This window comes from Pseudomonas sp. NCCP-436, assembly GCF_019656335.1.
In the GTDB taxonomy this organism is placed as follows: domain Bacteria; phylum Pseudomonadota; class Gammaproteobacteria; order Pseudomonadales; family Pseudomonadaceae; genus Aquipseudomonas.
This window is the reverse complement of the sequence record NZ_BPLZ01000003.1, coordinates 168,667-185,486: the sequence shown is the minus strand read 5'-3', so window position 1 is coordinate 185,486 and position 16,820 is coordinate 168,667. Positions and strand designations below refer to the sequence as shown.

The 16,820-nt window shown below is 63.0% G+C and carries 16 protein-coding genes; 9 read left to right on the top strand and 7 right to left on the bottom strand.

The features are described 5' to 3' along the window. The 7 genes from fhuB to amn all read left to right on the top strand — a co-directional run bounded on the left by fhuB (position 1) and on the right by amn (position 10,125). Positions 1 to 1,977 carry a Fe(3+)-hydroxamate ABC transporter permease FhuB gene (fhuB, locus tag NCCP436_RS04925; protein WP_220802681.1) on the top strand — a complete coding sequence of 659 codons (1,977 nt, stop codon included), beginning with the start codon at positions 1 to 3 and terminating at the stop codon, positions 1,975 to 1,977. Then, positions 1,974 to 2,864, top strand: coding sequence for an ABC transporter substrate-binding protein (locus NCCP436_RS04920; RefSeq protein ID WP_220802680.1), 891 nt, complete (start codon positions 1,974 to 1,976; stop codon positions 2,862 to 2,864). The genes fhuB and NCCP436_RS04920 overlap by 4 nt, the downstream gene beginning before the upstream one ends. An 88-nt stretch (positions 2,865 to 2,952) precedes the next feature. Beyond that, positions 2,953 to 5,346, top strand: coding sequence for a hybrid sensor histidine kinase/response regulator (locus tag NCCP436_RS04915; RefSeq protein WP_220802679.1), 2,394 nt, complete (start codon positions 2,953 to 2,955; stop codon positions 5,344 to 5,346). Between the two features lie 161 nt (positions 5,347 to 5,507). Then, the gene (locus tag NCCP436_RS04910) at positions 5,508 to 6,146 is read left to right on the top strand and encodes a TetR/AcrR family transcriptional regulator (RefSeq protein WP_220802678.1); all 639 of its coding nucleotides are present in this window, start codon (positions 5,508 to 5,510) and stop codon (positions 6,144 to 6,146) included. Further along, a complete protein-coding gene (locus NCCP436_RS04905; protein ID WP_220802677.1) occupies positions 6,146 to 7,795 on the top strand; it encodes an acyl-CoA dehydrogenase family protein in 1,650 nt (549 codons plus the stop codon). The genes NCCP436_RS04910 and NCCP436_RS04905 overlap by 1 nt, the downstream gene beginning before the upstream one ends. Before the next feature lie 11 nt (positions 7,796 to 7,806). Continuing rightward, positions 7,807 to 8,244, top strand: a complete 438-nt coding sequence (locus NCCP436_RS04900) for a PaaI family thioesterase (protein WP_220802676.1) — start codon at positions 7,807 to 7,809, stop codon at positions 8,242 to 8,244. A 408-nt stretch (positions 8,245 to 8,652) separates the two neighbouring features. After that, on the top strand, positions 8,653 to 10,125 hold the full coding sequence (gene amn, locus NCCP436_RS04895; protein WP_220802675.1) for an AMP nucleosidase: 1,473 nt from the start codon (positions 8,653 to 8,655) through the stop codon (positions 10,123 to 10,125). Positions 10,126 to 10,166: 41 nt separating this feature from the next. On the opposite strand, the gene NCCP436_RS04890 is transcribed toward amn, so the two are convergent. Further along, complete coding sequence (locus NCCP436_RS04890) at positions 10,167 to 11,135, bottom strand: threonine dehydratase (protein WP_220802674.1); 969 nt, start codon at positions 11,133 to 11,135, stop codon at positions 10,167 to 10,169. Between the two features lie 80 nt (positions 11,136 to 11,215). Here NCCP436_RS04890 and NCCP436_RS04885 point away from each other — a divergent pair, with 80 nt between their 5' ends. Next, positions 11,216 to 12,544: a PLP-dependent aminotransferase family protein gene (locus NCCP436_RS04885; protein ID WP_220802673.1), complete on the top strand. Its 1,329-nt coding sequence runs from the start codon at positions 11,216 to 11,218 to the stop codon at positions 12,542 to 12,544. A 12-nt stretch (positions 12,545 to 12,556) separates the two neighbouring features. On the opposite strand, the gene NCCP436_RS04880 is transcribed toward NCCP436_RS04885, so the two are convergent. Further along, complete coding sequence (locus NCCP436_RS04880; protein WP_220802672.1) at positions 12,557 to 13,006, bottom strand: GNAT family N-acetyltransferase; 450 nt, start codon at positions 13,004 to 13,006, stop codon at positions 12,557 to 12,559. A gap of 102 nt (positions 13,007 to 13,108) precedes the next feature. Between NCCP436_RS04880 and NCCP436_RS04875 the strand changes: the two genes are divergently transcribed. Next, a complete protein-coding gene (locus tag NCCP436_RS04875) occupies positions 13,109 to 13,732 on the top strand; it encodes a pseudouridine synthase (protein WP_220802671.1) in 624 nt (207 codons plus the stop codon). A 60-nt stretch (positions 13,733 to 13,792) separates the two neighbouring features. On the opposite strand, the gene NCCP436_RS04870 is transcribed toward NCCP436_RS04875, so the two are convergent. The 5 genes from NCCP436_RS04870 to NCCP436_RS04850 all read right to left on the bottom strand — a co-directional run bounded on the left by NCCP436_RS04870 (position 13,793) and on the right by NCCP436_RS04850 (position 16,734). Beyond that, positions 13,793 to 14,185: a globin gene (locus tag NCCP436_RS04870; protein ID WP_220802670.1), complete on the bottom strand. Its 393-nt coding sequence runs from the start codon at positions 14,183 to 14,185 to the stop codon at positions 13,793 to 13,795. A gap of 101 nt (positions 14,186 to 14,286) precedes the next feature. Next, complete coding sequence (locus NCCP436_RS04865; RefSeq protein ID WP_220802669.1) at positions 14,287 to 14,499, bottom strand: DUF2788 domain-containing protein; 213 nt, start codon at positions 14,497 to 14,499, stop codon at positions 14,287 to 14,289. A gap of 89 nt (positions 14,500 to 14,588) precedes the next feature. Further along, positions 14,589 to 15,068, bottom strand: a complete 480-nt coding sequence (locus NCCP436_RS04860; RefSeq protein ID WP_220802668.1) for an Lrp/AsnC family transcriptional regulator — start codon at positions 15,066 to 15,068, stop codon at positions 14,589 to 14,591. Between the two features lie 350 nt (positions 15,069 to 15,418). Continuing rightward, a complete protein-coding gene (locus NCCP436_RS04855) occupies positions 15,419 to 16,312 on the bottom strand; it encodes a cation diffusion facilitator family transporter (protein ID WP_220802667.1) in 894 nt (297 codons plus the stop codon). Between the two features lie 2 nt (positions 16,313 to 16,314). Beyond that, positions 16,315 to 16,734, bottom strand: a complete 420-nt coding sequence (locus NCCP436_RS04850; protein ID WP_220802666.1) for a polyribonucleotide nucleotidyltransferase — start codon at positions 16,732 to 16,734, stop codon at positions 16,315 to 16,317. Between the last annotated feature and the right edge of the window lie 86 nt (positions 16,735 to 16,820).

Sequence of the window (16,820 nt, the reverse complement as noted above, 5' to 3'; positions counted from 1 at the left end):
ATGATGTCCGTTTGGGCGCCAGCACGCCATGTCCTGACATTTCTCCTGCTGTTGCTTCTGACGTTGCTGCATCTGTGCCTTGCGACTGATCTCGGCCCGTTCGATCTATGGAGCATTCTTGGGGCGACCGGGGAGAGTTTCGAGCGTCTGCAATTGCAGTTGTCGGCGCTGCCACGACTCTGTATGGCCCTGCTGGTGGGCGCTGCGCTGGGGGTATCCGGCAGTCTGTTGCAACAGATCACTCAGAACCGCCTGGTTTCACCGATGACCATCGGCGCGTCTTCCGGGGCCTGGCTCGGGCTGGTGCTGGCGACCCTGCTGCTGCCAGCCTTTGCCGCCAATCACGGTCAGTGGGCTGCGCTCGCTGGAGCACTACTGGCGGTCGGTCTGGTTCTGTTGATTGCCGGTCGCAGTGGTATCGGCGGTTTGCCGCTGGTGCTAGGCGGCATGGCGATGAATCTGCTGCTCGGTGCGTTGGCTGCCGGGTTGGTGCTGATCAACAACCAGTACACCCAGGGTTTGTTCGTTTGGGGCGCAGGAGACCTGGCGCAGATCGACTGGCACTGGGTGCAGTGGTTATGGCCCAAGTTGCTGCTGATTGTGCCGTTGTTGCTGCTGGCGCCGCGACCGTTGAGCCTGCTGCAACTCGGCAGCGAAGCTGCCCAGGGACGTGGCCTGGCCCTGTGGCCGGTGATGCTGATGCTGTTTCTGGCAGCGCTTTGGCTGTGTGCGGTATCGATCACTGCGGTGGGGCTGATCGGCTTCATCGGCCTGCTCACACCGAATATGGCCAAGATGCTTGGCGCCCGTACGGCGCGTGATGAGCTGCTCTACAGCACCCTGCTCGGTGCCGTGCTGCTGCTCGGTACTGATGTGCTGGCTTTGCTGGGCAATCGTGTCAGTGGCCAATTGGTACCCAGTGGCGCCGCAGCCGCATTGATCGGTGCGCCGGTGCTGTTGTGGCTGGCGCGTCGGCATCTGGCAGCGGAAGATCCACACGGTCTGCAACTGCCGGCTGGTGCCGAATGCTTTGGTTGGCGCGGCGCGCTCCGGGTTGGGATTCTGGCCGGGATCGCACTGGTACTGGCTTTGGGGCTTGCCCGCGGCCTCGATGGCTGGCGTCTGGAATGGCCGTCGGCACTGCTCTGGTCACTACGCTGGCCGCGTGTGCTCACCGCTGCTTCTGCTGGTGCCGGGCTGGCGATTTCCGGCCTGCTATTGCACCGCCTGCTGCGTAATCCACTGGCCAGCCCGGATATTCTCGGTCTTTCCGCAGGCGCCACCCTGGCGGTGATGCTGGTGCTGATCCTTTTCGGTGGTTCTGCGTTCGGCGCGGTCGCTCCGCTGGCCGCGTTCATCGGCAGTCTGCTAGTGCTGGTGGTGTTGATGCTGCTGGGCCGGCGTCACCATTATTCCCCGGCTTTGATGGCGTTGCTGGGTATTTCCCTCGGCGCGTTGCTGAACGCTGCGCTGCAGTTTGTGCTGGCCAAGGGCACGGGGGATTCGTTCGCATTGCTGGGCTGGCTGGCGGGCTCCACCTATCGCGCCACACCTCAGCAGGCGTCGTGGCTGGCTTTGGGGGTGCTGCTTTTCGGCGCCTTGGCATTGTTGTTCCAGCGTGCGCTGACGTTGATCGGCATTGGTGACGGGGTGGCCGCCAGTCGCGGGCTTAACGTCCCGCGACTACGTCTGGTCGTACTGGTGCTGGTGGCGTTGCTTTGTGCGCTGGTCACCAGTCTGCTTGGGCCGGTGGCATTCCTTGGTTTGCTGGCGCCTCATATCGCGGCGTTACTCGGTGCGCGCCGGGTGGCTGCGCAACTGTTGCTCGCTGCCGGGCTCGGTGCAGTGCTGATGCTGCTGGCCGACTGGGTTGGACGCACGCTGATTTTCCCTTTGCAGATTCCGGTGGGCATCGTCGCCTCGGTGCTCTGCGGTGGATATTTCGTCTACCTGCTGGTTCGCGGGAGACTGTCATGAGTCGCTGGCTGTTGTGTGCACTGTTATTCTGGCTGCCCCCCGTGTGGGCCAGCGATACACCCCGGGTGGCGGCGCTGAGCTGGGAGGCCACCGAGCACCTGCTTATGCTCGATGTAACGCCACTGGCTGTGGCGGATGCCGGCGACTACCGGGCCTGGGTGGTACGTCCGCCGTTGCCAGATGAAGTGCCCTCGGTCGGCTCGCGCCTGGAGCCCAACCTCGAATTGCTGGCTGAGTTGCGGCCGCAGCTGATCGTTATTCCGCCGCTGCTTGAAGACATCCGGCCGTTGCTCGAGCGCATCGCGCCGGTTCAGGTATATCAGGGCTTCAGCCAGCAGCACGATAACCTGCAGGTGCAGCGCAAGGCGTTTCTCGACCTGGCACGCTCACTCGGGCGCGAGGCCTTGGCCGAGCAGCGCCTAAAGGTCATGGAGGCCGAACTGGCAAACTGGCGTGAGCGTCTGCACGCTCACTATGGTGAGCATTTGCCGGCAGTTACGGTGATTCGTTTCTCGTCGCCGACTGCGGCCTTTATCAACGGCCCCAATTCAATGCCACAGCACGCGCTGGAGTTGCTCGGTCTGCAGCCGGCGATCCAGCTGGAGCCGAGTCCGTGGGGTATTACCCAGGTGCCCATCACTACTCTGGGACGCATCGACCAGGGAGTGGTGCTGCATATAGAGCCCTTCGCTCAGGAAGCTCAACTGTTCGCCTCGCCCTTGTGGCAGGCGATGCCCTTTGTGCGTGAACAGCGCTTCGCCGGTATGCCGTCGACCTGGACCTATGGCGGGGTGTTCTCCCTGAAGTACCTGGCCGAGGCCATTGGCGAAGCGTTGCTCAATCTGCCGTCTGAATCTGGAAAAGCGAAACTCCTGCCCCTAGAGTAGGGCGCTTCAAATATAAGTCTGCCGTGCGTGACGACATCACAGAGGGGAATGGGGGCCCGATGTCGTTCGACAGGGCTTGTGGGGGCGTATGTACCGGCTGCTCTTAATCTTTCTGAGCCTCGTTTTTCCTTCGCTTGTGGGCGCCGTTACCTTTGACGAACAGATGCGCATGCTGCCGTTGGGGCAGAGCATGTACGTGTTTGAGGACGTGCGTGGCGATGCCAGTATCGACGACGTGGTGTCGCCTGCGCTGCAGGGCAGCTTTCGTCTGCATGACAAGCCAGTGCTCAATGCCGGTTACTCGCGTTCGGTGTTCTGGCTGAGGCTGGATCTGGAATATCGTCCACTGCGAGCGACGGGCGCGCGCGATTGGCTGCTGGAGCTGAGCTATCCGCCGCTCGACCATATCGAACTCTACCTGCCCGGTGCCGATGGCCGCTTCATGCTGGCACAGCGAACCGGCGATACGTTGCCGTTCGATAGTCGCCAGATCCGGCTGAACAACCACCTGTTCGAGCTGAGGCTGGAGCCGGGCCAGGCACAGCGTGTGTACCTGCGCCTGGAAAGCCAGGGTTCGCTCCAGGCACCGTTGACCCTGTGGTCGCCCAATGCGTACCTGGAGCACCAGCCGGGCCGTATTTATGTACTGGGCATCATCTACGGTGTGCTGCTGGTGATGCTGGTGTACAACCTGTTCATCTTCCTCAGTGTGCGTGACACCAGTTACCTCTATTACATCCTCTACATTGCTTCCTTCGGTCTCTACCAAATCTCGGTCAACGGTGCCGGTATCGAGTACTTTTGGCCTGACAGCCCCTGGTGGGCCAATGCCGCTACGCCCTTCCTGATCGGTTCAGCGGTGCTGTTCGGCTGCCAGTTCGCCCGTAGCTTCCTGCATACCTCCGAGCACAGTCCATGGATAGACCGTGCACTGATGCTGATGATGGCCGGTGGCGCGCTGGTAATGGTGCTGGCCCTGACCGCCAGTTACGCTCTCGCACTGCGCCTGGCCACTTATCTGGCGTTGAGTTTCACTGTGCTGATCTTCTCGGCCGGTATCCTTTCCTGGTTGCGCGGCATGCGTGTGGCGCGTTACTTCATCTTCGCCTGGACCGCCTTCCTGCTCGGCGGCATCATCAACACGCTGATGGTGCTCGGTTATCTGCCCAATGTCTTTCTCACCATGTACGCCAGCCAGATCGGTTCGGCTCTGGAGGTGGGACTGCTGTCGTTGGCACTGGCCGACCGCATCAACGCCATGAAGGAGGAGCGCACGCGCATCCTGCAGGATGCCGGTGACAAGCTGGAGGCGCTGAACCAGGAGCTGGCCGACAGCAACCGCTTCAAGGACGAGTTCCTTGCCACCGTTACCCATGAGCTGCGTACACCGATGAATGGCGTGATCGGCTCGCTGGAGCTGATGCAGACGGTGAAGATGGATGACGAGCTGGAACAGTACCATCAGACAGCATCGGCCTCGGCCCGCGACATGATGCGGATGGTCAATGACATCCTCGCGCTCACCGAGTTGCAGGCCGGCAAGCTTTACCCGCGACGCGAAGCTTTCAGCCTGCGCGGTCTGTTCGACGGATTGTGCGCGCAATACTCCGCGCGGGCTGAAGGCAAGGGGCTTTCATTCAGGATGCGGCTGGACGAAAGCCTGCCCGATACTCTGGAGGGAGACGCCGGCAAATTGTCCCAGGCACTGGGCTACCTGTTGGACAATGCCATCAAATTCACCAATGAAGGACAGGTGAGCCTGCGCATAGCTCCGCTAAGCCGCAACGAGCACAGCCTCATGCTGGCGGTGGAGGTTCGCGATAGCGGAATCGGTCTGGCCGACGGTGAGACTGATCTCTACCAGCGCTTTCTGCAGTTGGACGGCACCATAACGCGCAAATATGGCGGGCTGGGTATCGGCCTGTCGATCTGCCGGCAACTGGTCGACCTGCAGGGCGGGACGCTGACGCATGAGTCGGCGCCCGGCGCAGGCTGCTGCTTCCGCATGCAGGTGCCACTGGTACTGGCGCCCCAGACGTTGCTCGCTGCGTCGGCACGCTCGCAGCGGCGCGGGGACGGCGAGGTTGTGCGTCAGGCGCATCAGTGCACCGTGCTGGTCGTGGAGGACAATGCCATCAATCAGTTGGTCACGCGCGGCATGCTGCTCAAGCTCGGCTATCGCGTGCGCACGGCCGACAATGGCGCCGAAGCCCTTGAGTTGTTGCGTCAGGAGCATATGGACGCTGTTCTGCTGGATTGCCAGATGCCAGTGATGGACGGTTTTGCTACCTGTCGTGCATTGCGCGCCTTGCCAGGCTGTGCGGCTATTCCGGTGCTGGCGATCACAGCTCACGGTCACAGTGGTGACCGTGAGCGCTGCCTGGCAGCGGGTATGAGCGACTACCTGGCCAAGCCGGTGAAGTTCGATGAGCTGCGCGCTCTCTTGCACGACTGGGTACTGTGCCAGCCGGCCATCGTCTGATCCGCGAGTACACCCAGCTCCGTCGCAGTCACGTTCTCGGTGCTGGTGGCGTGCCGTTCACTCCATTTGGCACCTATCCAGCCGCAGTTTTGGCCGGATCGTCCCTTTAGCCATGATCTGAATCCTGATTCACTACTTGTCAGTGAATCAGGATTCAGATCATGGCCTACCGTATCACCGCCGCCCGGCTCGACCGTGACCAGGCCCTGCGCCGGCGCATCCTTGCCTGTGCTCTAGCGCGGGTCGCCGCCGGCGGCTTCGCGGCGCTCACCATGCAGGCGCTGGCCGAGGAAGTCGGTATCGCCACCGGCAGCCTCTACCGCCATTTCCGCAGCAAGGGCGAACTGGCCGCCGAGGTTTTTGCCCAGGCCAGCCAGCGCGAGGTCGATGCCCTGGCCGCAGCTTTGCGCGGCTCCGGCAGTGCCACGCAGCGCTTGCGCCAGGGACTGCAGCAGTTCGCCGCGCGCGCCTGGCACAGCCGGCAGTTGGCCTTTGCCCTGATCGCCGAACCGGTCGAGGCCGAGGTGGACGAGCAGCGTCTGCTGTACCGTGAAGCCTATGCCGAGCTGTTCGTCGAACTGCTCGAACAGGGCACGCACAGTGGCGAGTTTCAGGTTCGGCAGAGCAGCCTGGTGGCTGCCTGCCTGGTCGGCGCGATTGCCGAGGCCCTGGTCGGGCCGCTGTCACCGCCGGCGCGGGCTGCCCGCGAAGCCGGCCAACCCAGTCTGGAACTGGCCGAGGTCAGTTCCGGAATTGTCACCTTCTGCCTGCGCGCCGTCGGCGCCAAGGAGCCTCAGTGATGAAACCCAGCCTGCACGCCGAGACCCACCAAGTGTTCAACCAGGTGCCGTCGCTCGATGGCGCCAACCTCTATCGCCTCGACCTGCCACTGCAGGAGTGGATCCGCCGCTACCACGGCGACTGGGCCGAGGAGCGGCTGAACACCTACGGCGCCCTGGCCGGTGGCCCGCTGATGCAGGCCGGCTTCCTCGCCAACGAGAACAGGCCGGTGTTCAAGACTCATGATCGCTACGGCAACCGTATCGACCTGGTGGAATTCCACCCGGCCTACCACGAGCTGATGCGCACCGCCATCGAACACGGGCTGCCTTCGCTGCCCTGGGTCGACCCGCGCGCCGGTGCCCACGTCGCCCGCGCCGGCCTGACCTACCTGCACAGCCAGGCCGAGGCCGCCAGCGGCTGCCCGCTGACCATGACCTTCGCCGCCGTGCCGGCCCTGCGCCTGCAGCCGGACATCGCCGAGGTGTGGCTGCCGAAGATCCTCGCCAGCGAGTACGACCCGCGCAATGTCGGCATCGAGCAGAAGGCCGGCGTCACCATCGGCATGGCCATGACTGAGAAGCAGGGTGGCACCGACGTGCGCGCCAACACCACCCGCGCCTACCCGGTCGGCCTCGGCGGCCCGGGCCAGGCCTACGAACTGGTCGGCCACAAGTGGTTCTGTTCGGCGCCCATGTGCGATGCCTTCCTGACCCTGGCCTACACCGACAAGGGCCTGTCCTGCTTCCTACTGCCGCGCCACCGTCCGGACGGCACGCGCAACCAGTTCTATGTGCAGCGGCTGAAGAACAAGCTGGGCAACTGGGCCAACGCCTCCAGCGAGGTGGAATACCGCGGCGCCCTGGCCTGGATGATCGGCGAGGAAGGTCGCGGCGTGCCGACCATCATCGAGATGGTGGCCATGACCCGCTTCGACTGCATGGTCGGCTCCAGCAGCCTGATGCGCCAGGCGCTGACCCAGGCCGCGCACCACTGCGCGCATCGCAAGGTCGGAGGCAAGCTGCTGGCCGACCAGCCGCTGATGCAGAACGTGCTGGCCGACCTAGCGCTGGAGAGCGAGGCGGCTCTGGCGCTGACCATGCGCATGGGCCGCGCATTGGATCGCCAGCATGATGAACAGGAAGAGAAGTTCGCCCGCCTGGTCACGGCCGTGGGCAAGTACTGGATCTGCAAGCGCGCCCCGGAAATGATCTACGAGGCCAGCGAATGCATGGGGGGCGCCGGTTACGTCGAGGAAACCATCCTGCCGCGCCTGTACCGCGAAGCGCCGGTCAACTCGATCTGGGAAGGCTCCGGCAACGTGCAATGCCTGGACGTGCTGCGTGCCCTGTCCAAGGAACCGGGCGTGCTCGATGCGCTGTTCGCCGAATTAGGCGACGGCCATGGCGATGCCCGTCTCCGGGCGCATATCCAGCGCCTGAAGGCCGATTTCAGCGACACCGCCGATATCCAGTACCGCGCCCGCCAGCTGACCGAGGACATGGCTGTGGCGCTGCAGGCCAAACTGCTGCTGGAGGCGGGCAATGCCACCGTTTCCGATGCCTTTATCGCCAGCCGCCTGGAGGGCCGTGGCCGTGTCTACGGTACGCTGGCGCGTGGTGTCGATGTTGAGGCGTTGCTGGCGCGCAGCACGCCCCACCTGGCCTGAAGGAGGGCGCCATGCAGGCTCATCCGCGCTATCGCGAACTGGTCGAGCAGGGTTTCGCCGACGCCAACTTCATCAATGATCTGGGTATCCGGGCGACCGACTGCGGCCCGGGCTGGGTCGAAGCGGAGCTGGAGATCCTGCCACGTCACCTGCAGCAGAATGGCTACATCCATGCCGGCGTGCAGACCTCTCTGGCCGATCATGCCGCCGGCGCCGCAGCTGCTACGCTGGTGGCCGAAGGGCAGACGGTGCTGACCCTGGAGTTCAAGGTCAACCTGCTGCGCCCGGCGCGCAGCGCCCACCTGTTCTGCCGCGCCGAGGTGCTCAAGGCGGGGCGCCAGGCGACCGTGGTCGAAGCGGAGGTGTTCGGTGAGGAGAACGGACAGAAACGTCTGTACAGCAAGGCATCGGTGACCATGGCCGTGGTGACGCTGGCGGATCGCGCCTGAGCCCGTTTCGAGGTGCCAGCCGTGCTTGAAGGCTTGCCTGGAAGTTATTTGGGGGCGCTATTGGACTGCCTGAGATATCTTGATCTTTAACAAGGAAAAGTTGGTAGATTTTTAGCGGCCAATTTTCCCCTTTTGGAACAGTTGGTTACGCTAAGTATGTTCCCCGCGCCAGCGGGGATGAACCGGTATCGGTCGGCATGCGCACTCCTGAAGGCGTGTTCCCCGCGTCAGCGGGGATGATCGTGTAGTAATGTTCTCTGCACCGGTCGGAGTAACTTAGAGCGTAAGTGCTTGAGGTGTTGCCGGGGCCACAGAAAGTACAGATCACTGGATCAGTTCAGGCATGCTAGGTTTTCGTCATCTGATACAGGCAAGATAGAGCTGTCCGTTCACTCAGGAAGGTGTGCCGTGAAAAGCTGCTCAGATGACTTCGTCGTTGCCTACACCCCGGAGGAGGCGGTGGATCGCCTCGCTGCGCTGCATAAGGAGGCTACTGGTGCCCTGAGTCGTGCGCTCAGGCGTTATCTCAAGGAGCGCGTTCGCCCGGATGCCGCGGAGCATTGCCTGTTTCGTTATCCGGAGCTGCGTCTGATCTACCTGTGCCAGGGGGAGGTGCCGACCACGGTGCGGGCCTATGCCAAGGTTCAGGTGCCCGGTACCTATGCCATCACCGTCACTCAGCCGGAGGCCTTTCGGAAGTACCTGCTTGAGCAGCTGCGGCCGCTGATGAGCGACTTCACCGTGCGTGTTGAGGTCGGTCGCAGCCAGCAGAACATTCCTTACCCCTATGTGGTGGAGGGCGGTGATGAGCTGGCTGGCAGTGGTGTGACTGCCGCCGAGCTGGCACGGGTGTTCCCCAGCACCGATCTGTCGGCGGCCTCCGACGGCACGGCCGACGGTCTGTTCGACTGGGAGAATGTCGATCCTTTGCCATTGGCATTGTTTGATGCGGCGCGCACCGACTTTTCGCTCAAGCGCATCCAGCATTACACCGGCAGCGACTGGCGCCATGTACAGCCGTGGATTCTGCTGACCAACTACCACCGCTATGTGGATCAGTTCATCCGTCACGGTCTGGATATGCTGCTGGGGGATTCACGTTTCACCCGTCTGGTATTGCCGGGCAACGTGGTGGTCGAGCGTGGCATGGCCGAGGGCGAGATGCAGGCCATCATCGAGAATGTGCTCTGGCATCGTTATCAGATGCCGGCTTACCACCTGCTGGCCGAGGACGGCCACGGTATTACCCTGATCAACATCGGCGTAGGGCCATCCAACGCGAAAAACATCACGGATCACCTGGCGGTGCTGCGTCCGCACTGCTGGCTGATGATAGGCCACTGTGGCGGCCTGCGGCAGTCGCAGACCATCGGGGACTATGTGCTGGCCCATGCCTACATGCGCCGGGATGGAATCCTTGACCGGGTGCTGCCGCCACACATCCCGCTACCGGCGCTGGCCGAGGTGCAGCAGGCGTTGCAGGAGGCGGCCCGGCTGGTGACCGGCGAGCAGGGTGATGAGTTGAAGAAGCGCCTGCGTACCGGCACCGTGCTGACTTACGACGACCGCAACTGGGAGTTGCGCTGGGCTCAGGAGCGGCCACTGATCAACCTTTCCCGTGCCGTTGCGGTGGATATGGAAAGTGGCACCATTGCAGCCCAGGGCTATCGCTTGCGGGTGCCCTATGGCACGCTGCTGTGTGTTTCTGACAAGCCGCTGCACAGTGAGATCAAGCTGCCGGGGGCTGCCGGCGCCTTTTACGAGCGTGCCGTAACCCAGCATCTGCATATCGGCATCACCGCGCTGGAGCTGATGCGCAGTCAGATGAATTCGCTGCACTCGCGCAAGCTGCGCAGTTTCGACGAGCCGCCGTTCCGCTGATAGGGCCAGTGCTACTGGCTCGGCCATATCAATATGGTGGATCAGGCAGCGCTGGCCTCGTCGCGCAGCAGTTCGGCCAGTGCCAACCGGTCGATGTTGGCGCCGCTGAGTACCACGGCCACGCGCTGCCCGGCATTGTATTCGCCTTCCTGCATCAGCGCTGCCAGCGCGGCCGCACCGGCGCCTTCGGCAAGGTTGTGGGTGTCTTCGTGGTAGGTGCGGATGGCGGTACGAATTTCCTCGTCGCTTACACGCACGATCCGCGTTGCGCCGGTGCGGATGATCTCCAGTGCTTCGGGTTGAGGTTGGCGGCAGGCGATGCCATCGGCCAGGGTCTCGGCCCGTTCGGTGCTGATTAGCTGCCCCTGTTCGAAACTCTGCGCATAGGCGTCGGCACCGTGGGCGACCACGCCGATGATTTCGGTGTCGAGACCGAGCAGATCGCGGGTTCGGATCATGCCGCAGATGCCCGAGCCGAGTCCGATGGGCACGTAGACACGACGTAAATTCGGCACGGCTTCGAGCAGTTCCAGAGCGTAGGTGGCGACGCCGCGTACCAGGTCCTCGTGCAGCGAAGGCACCCAGTGCAGTCCGTGACGTTCGGCCTGCCGTGCTGCCTCGGCACGTGCTTCGTCGAAGTCGTGACCGTGTTCGATTACCTCGGCGCCGAGGGCGCGCATAGCAGCGTTCTTTTCGCGGGCGTTGCCATGCGGTACCAGGATACGAATCGGCAGGCCTGCGGCGCGGGCGGCCAGGGCCAGACTTTGGCCGTGATTGCCACGGGTGGCGGTGACCAGGCCGCGTACGTCCGGCTCGCGGCGCAGCAGGGCGTCGATGTAGACCAGTCCGCCACGTACCTTGAAGGCAGCAGTGGGCGCATGGTTTTCGTGCTTGACCCAGATCTCGCAGCCGAGTCTCTGGGACAGCAGCGGCCAGGCCAGTTGCGGGGTTCGGCTCATATGGCGGTAGACCAGTTGTGCGCTCTGGCGTAGTTGGGCGAGATCGAACATGGCGGGGGCTCCGGGTGGCATTGACCTGGATGCTAATCTCGAAGATTGTATGGGTAAATCTTTATATTGCATGGCAAGCAATGTGGCTCCCTGACTTTAAAGACAGTCCGCTGCCTACCTATCTCGCGCTGGTCGAGGCCATCGCTACGGCTATCGGATGTGGCGAGCTGAGGCCGGGAGAGCGACTGCCACCGCAGCGGCGTCTGGCCTGGGCTATGGGCATCAATCCGAGCACGGTGATGCTGGCCTACCGCGAGGCGGCCCGCCGGCATTTGGTGTCCGGCGAGGTGGGGCGGGGCACCTATGTGCTGGCTGGCAGTCGTGAGGCAAGCCTGTTTCGCCTGCGGCAGCCATCCGGGCTGATCGACCTTTCAACCAACGTGCCGGTACACGATCCGGACAACCGCGATCTGGCCGACAGCCTGGCGGAGCTGGCCGGGCGTGGCGAGCTGAATGCGTTGCTGGCTTACCCTTCGGCAGCGCTGGTCGAGCGGGCCCACCTGGCCGGAGCCAACTGGCTGCGTCAGCGCGGCCTGGAGCTGGAACCGGATGGTCTGGTGCTCTGTGCTGGCGCTCAGCAGGGTGTTTCGGCAGCGCTACTGGCGTTGTGCGAGGCTGGTGAGCCGATCCTGGTGGAGCGCTTCAGCGCACCCGGGATCAAGGCTGCAGCCCGCCAGTTGCGTCTGCCATTGCATGGCGTGGCGATGGATGAGCGGGGAATCCTGCCGGATGATCTGGATCGCCAGGCGCGCGCTACCGGTGCCCGGGTTGTGGTGCTGACGCCCTGCCTGCAGAACCCCACTGGTGCCACATTGGACGCCGAACGACGAGCGGCAGTGGCGGAGGTGGCGCGGCGTCATGGCCTGTGGCTGGTGGAGGATGATGTCTATGGTGTGCTGGGTAGTGAGGCTCCACTGGCGGCGCGGATACCGGAGCGTTGCCTGCTGATCAGCAGCCTGTCCAAGAGCGTGGCGCCAGGGCTGCGGGTTGGCTTCATTGGTGGGGCCGGCGAATTGCTCGAACGCATAGACCGTGAAGCACAGGCCACGCGTTGGGCGGTAGCGCCTTTGAGTCTGGCGCTGGCCTGCGAATGGATTGAAGACGGCACCGCTGCACGGCGCCTGCATTGGCAGCGACAGGAACTGCAGCTGCGCTGGCGTCTGACCGCACGGGTGCTGGGCGCGCGCATGCCGGCGGGGCGGGTGGTGGCGCCTCATTTGTGGCTCGACAACGCACCGCCCGGCTTGACTGAGGCCTGTCGGCAGCAGGGGGTGGAAGTCGTGCCGGCCTCGGTATTTGCAGTCGATGCCAGCCCGGCAACTGCCGTGCGTGTCAGCCTTGCCGCAGCAGCTAGCCGTGCCGAACTCAAGCAGGCGCTGGAGCGGATCGTGGCGGCCTGGCCTTTGTGAGGGCCGGCGTACTCAGACTGTGGTTGCAAGCCCCAGATGCAGGATGGGGAAAGGTCGGCCGCCGCCGTCCAGGCGCGAGCGGTCGAGCACCTCGAAACCGAGTTTCCGGTAGAAGGCCAGAGCGGCAGGGTTCTGCTCGTTGACATCGACCCGCGTGACGCCGAGTTGATCGATGGCATGGCGCATCAGGCGCGTGCCGATACCCAGGCCGTGCCGGGCTGGATCGACGAAAAGCATTTCCACCCGGTTCCCGGCGCAGCCGAGAAACCCTGTGATGCGTCCATGACTGTCGCGCGCGCAGGTCAGTTGCACCGCCGGAAAGTACTGGCTGGCCAGCAGAGGCTTGATCAGCAACAGGTCGGTGTCTGGCAGAAAGTGATGCGTGGCGCGCACCGCCGCCTCCCAGATATCCACCAGTACTGGCCATTCTTCCTGGGCAGGTGTTTCGAGTTGCAGTTGCATGGGGCGGCTATCGTTCATTGGCTAAGTCAAGGTAGGTGGTGCGGGCGGTATCTTGCCAGTCATGGGGTAAACTGTGCAGCTTTATTTCATAGGCCGCGAACGATGTCCCGACCACCCCGTAGCCCAGCAGCGCGCCGGCCCGGTATCAGCCGACGACAGGCCAAGCTGCCGCCCGCCCAGCCTCGTTTGATCCTGTTGAACAAGCCGTTCGACGTGCTGACCCAGTTCAGTGACGGACAGGGCCGTGCCACGCTCAAGGATTACGTTGACGTGCCTGGTGTGTATCCGGCCGGGCGGCTGGATCGTGACAGTGAAGGATTGTTGCTGCTGACCAACGACGGGCGACTGCAGGCGCGTATTGCCGATCCGAAGCACAAGTTGCCGAAGACCTACTGGGTGCAGGTCGAGGGCGAGGCTGGTGAGGAGCAGCTCCAGCGCCTGTGTGACGGGGTGACGCTCAATGACGGCCCGACCCTGCCGGCTGAGGCCCGCCGCCTGAATGAGCCGCAGTTGTGGGAGCGCAATCCACCGGTGCGCTTTCGCAAGACTGTACCAACCACCTGGCTGGAACTGGTGATTCGCGAGGGGCGCAATCGCCAGGTCCGGCGCATGACTGCGGCGGTGGGCCTGCCGACCCTGCGTCTGGTGCGCGTGGCTATCGGCCCGTGGCGACTGGGGCCGCTGCAGCCAGGGCAGTGGTGCGAAGTGCCGGCCCGGCTGGACTGAATCAGGCGTCTGACCTGAGGCGACGCTGTAGGCAGGCAGTGCCGGCAAACATGATTTGGATCAATATCCGGCCTTGATCACGGCGATACCTTTGTTCAGCACCTCGCGCCAGGCTTGACGAACTTCGGCGTTGCACTCCTTGTCATGCTCACTGATGGTCAGCAGCAGGGCATCGAGCCATAGGTCGTAGAGCTCGGGGCGGATGTCCAGACGGTGGCGTGAGTGTGATTCGCCCAGCGCGCGCAGCTTGGTGTCAGGCATCCCGCGGGCGTGCATCACCAGATTGAGGATGCCCTGACGCAGCAACTGCTTCTGTGCACTCATATCGGTGCTGACGAACTTTTCGCGGATGAGTGGGGAGCTGGCCAGAAAGTGCCGGTAGAAACTGTCGAAAAAATCAGGGCTGGCGCAGCAGCGTCCATAGCTCTGCATTACCACGCTGGCGGCGTTCATGTGTAACTCCTTGCATGTACGGGTGAACCGAGCCTTGGCGGCGGCTCTCGAAAACGGTCGGGCGCATCAAGTCGGTCTGGCGCTGCGTCGGTTTCAGGTGGTCAGATGCCTCGTACGCTTTCGATGATGTAGGTGATGACCGGTTTGGCCAGGAAGGCGAACAGGCACAGGCCCAGCCCGAGGAACAGAATCGCGGTTCCCAGGCGTCCAGCCTTGGACTTCTTTGCAAGATCCCAGATGATGAAAAACATGAAAAGAATCAGTCCGCCCACCAGGACGTACATCATCAGGGCTTCGAATTGTTCGGTTTCCATTTTTCCTCAGACCCGGACGGAAAACGCAGGGCGGCGATTATACCCGCCCTGCGTCAATCTGCAGCAGCTCCCGTCTGAGCCTGCGACTTTCAGTCGCGCAGGTGCTGCAGAGGTAGCTGGGTAGTAGAGAGGATCTGCTGCAGAACGAAACTCGAGCGCACGCTGGACACGCCATCAATGCGAGTCAGTGTGCCGAGCAGTAGTTTCTGATAATGCTCCATATCCGGCACTACGACTTTAAGCTGATAGTCGGCGTCCATTCCTGTCACCAGGCAGCACTCCAGTACTTCCGGGCACTTGCGGATCTGCTCCTGGAAGTGTTCGAAGCGCTCGGGGGTATGCCGATCCATGCCGATCAGTACATAGGCTGTCAGGCTCAGGCCCAGCTTCTTGCGGTCAAGCAGAGCAACCTGGCCCAGGATGTAGCCGTCGTCTTCCAGTTGCTTGACTCGTCGCGAGCAGGGCGAAGGGGACAGACCGATACGTTCGGCCAGTTCCTGATTCGACAGTGATGCATTGCGCTGCAGTTCAGCGAGAATGTTCAGGTCGTAACGGTCTAGTTTGTCCATTTCTCTCCTGGTTTGTTTTTTTATTGCTTTATTTGTGTCTAATTTAGCTGGTTGTTGCTAATTTGCTAGTGTGGAAAGGGAAATTAGCAATCATTTTTCAGGTCGCCTGGCGTAATATTTTTCTCAGTTTCACGGCCCGGACGACAAGTCCAACCGGCCTCATCCAACCAGATGAGCCGGCGCCAACGATCCTACCTGATCGTTCCGGCACCCGGGTCCGCATTGCCCAACCAGGCAGGCGACGAAAGCGGCGACATTAGCGCCAGCACCGGACAGATTTCCCGAGGGGGCCGCAAGGCCCCTTTTTTGTGGCTATCGTTCGCTACTTCGACAGTGCGTTCCGGCCGGTTTCAAGCTGTTGTCGGTGACTTGAGCACTTCGGGCGGGTCTGCATGCACCAGTACCTCGGCCTGCGGATAGTGGCGGCGGATCGCCTGTTCCGCCTGGACGCAGTGTTCGTGAGCCTCCGACAGGCTCATGCTGCCAGGCAGCTCCAGATGCAGCTGGACGAACCAGTGGGTGCCGGAGACCCGTGTGCGCAGGTCGTGTGCTCCGAGCACGCCGGGCACCGCGCAGGCCAGGGCGTGCATGTGTGTGCTGACTGCGACCGGCAGTTCCTCGTCCATCAGCACGGCCACCGCACCGCGCACGATGCTGACCGCGCTCCAGAAGATGTAGAAGGCGATACCTATGGCGAACAGGGCGTCGGTGCGCTGCCATCCGGCCAGAGTCAGTAGCAGGGCCAGCAGGATGCTGCTGTTGAGCAGCAGATCCGAACGGTAATGCAGTGAGTCGGCGTGGATGGCGGTGGAGCCGGTTTCGCGCACCACCTTGCGTTGGAACATCAGCAGAGCGGCGGTAAGCGCCAGTGACAGCAGCATCACTGCAATGCCGAGGGCCTCGGCCTGCAGTGGCTGCGGCGTCTGCAAACGTTCGAGTCCTTGCAGGCTGATAAGCAGGGCGCTGACGCCGATGAACAGTGCCTGGCCCAGTCCGGCCAGTGCCTCGGCCTTACCGTGACCGAAACGGTGCTCCTTGTCGGCCGGGCGCAGAGCGACATGCACGGCGATCAGGTTGACCAGCGAGGCGGCACTGTCGAGCAATGAGTCGGTCAGACCGGCCAGTAGACTGACCGAGCCGCTCAGCCACCAGGCTAAGGCTTTGGCCAGTACCAGGGACAAGGCAACGCCCAGCGCGGCCCGGGTGGCCAGCCGAAGCAGTCTGGCGTGCTCGGCACTGGCCATGTTCAGGCTGCCGGGCGCAGGCCGTAGGCGGCGAGTTGCTGGCTGCTGCCGCTATGCTGGATCAGGCGCGGATCGTCCAGCGGCAACTGCTGGCCGGTCTGTTGCTGGATCAGTGCTTGTAGCGCTTGGCGATCCACCTGGCCTTGGCTATCGAGCAGCTGGCGGAGCTGCTGTGGGTCGACCTGGGCGGTCTGTCCGTGTGGCAGATAGATGGCGCCGGTGGCGAAGTCCACGGCGAAGGCGATCAGCCCCGGAATGACGTAAAACAGCAAGCCGATGGCGTTGGCACCCACTATTACCGGGTCCAGCCGGCCATCGATCTGGCCTCGGCGTTCCGGGTAGAAGAGGCTGCCGCAGGCGGACAATTGAGTCAGCAGGGCGAGGACAAGCATGCCGCTTACAAGGCGGGATTTCGTGCGCATCGAGCACCTCCGGATAAATGGCGCAACTATAGCATTGCGATATGACAAAACCGCTGGATGGCGTGCTCCGGCTGCGCATCGGAGCA

Bases quoted from the DNA above. Each gene is read 5' to 3' on its own strand.
- NCCP436_RS04890 (WP_220802674.1), bottom strand. From the start codon at position 11,135: ATGTTCGATCTCGCCCAACTACGCCAGAGCGCACAACTGGTCTACCGC.
- NCCP436_RS04920 (WP_220802680.1), top strand. From the start codon at position 1,974: ATGAGTCGCTGGCTGTTGTGTGCACTGTTATTCTGGCTGCCCCCCGTG.
- NCCP436_RS04850 (WP_220802666.1), bottom strand. From the start codon at position 16,734: ATGCGCACGAAATCCCGCCTTGTAAGCGGCATGCTTGTCCTCGCCCTG.
- NCCP436_RS04860 (WP_220802668.1), bottom strand. From the start codon at position 15,068: ATGGACAAACTAGACCGTTACGACCTGAACATTCTCGCTGAACTGCAG.
- NCCP436_RS04870 (WP_220802670.1), bottom strand. From the start codon at position 14,185: ATGAACGCCGCCAGCGTGGTAATGCAGAGCTATGGACGCTGCTGCGCC.
- NCCP436_RS04875 (WP_220802671.1), top strand. From the start codon at position 13,109: ATGTCCCGACCACCCCGTAGCCCAGCAGCGCGCCGGCCCGGTATCAGC.
- NCCP436_RS04885 (WP_220802673.1), top strand. From the start codon at position 11,216: ATGTGGCTCCCTGACTTTAAAGACAGTCCGCTGCCTACCTATCTCGCG.
- NCCP436_RS04905 (WP_220802677.1), top strand. From the start codon at position 6,146: ATGAAACCCAGCCTGCACGCCGAGACCCACCAAGTGTTCAACCAGGTG.
- NCCP436_RS04915 (WP_220802679.1), top strand. From the start codon at position 2,953: ATGTACCGGCTGCTCTTAATCTTTCTGAGCCTCGTTTTTCCTTCGCTT.
- fhuB (WP_220802681.1), top strand. From the start codon at position 1: ATGATGTCCGTTTGGGCGCCAGCACGCCATGTCCTGACATTTCTCCTG.
- NCCP436_RS04855 (WP_220802667.1), bottom strand. From the start codon at position 16,312: ATGGCCAGTGCCGAGCACGCCAGACTGCTTCGGCTGGCCACCCGGGCC.
- NCCP436_RS04900 (WP_220802676.1), top strand. From the start codon at position 7,807: ATGCAGGCTCATCCGCGCTATCGCGAACTGGTCGAGCAGGGTTTCGCC.
- NCCP436_RS04865 (WP_220802669.1), bottom strand. From the start codon at position 14,499: ATGGAAACCGAACAATTCGAAGCCCTGATGATGTACGTCCTGGTGGGC.
- NCCP436_RS04880 (WP_220802672.1), bottom strand. From the start codon at position 13,006: ATGCAACTGCAACTCGAAACACCTGCCCAGGAAGAATGGCCAGTACTG.
- NCCP436_RS04910 (WP_220802678.1), top strand. From the start codon at position 5,508: ATGGCCTACCGTATCACCGCCGCCCGGCTCGACCGTGACCAGGCCCTG.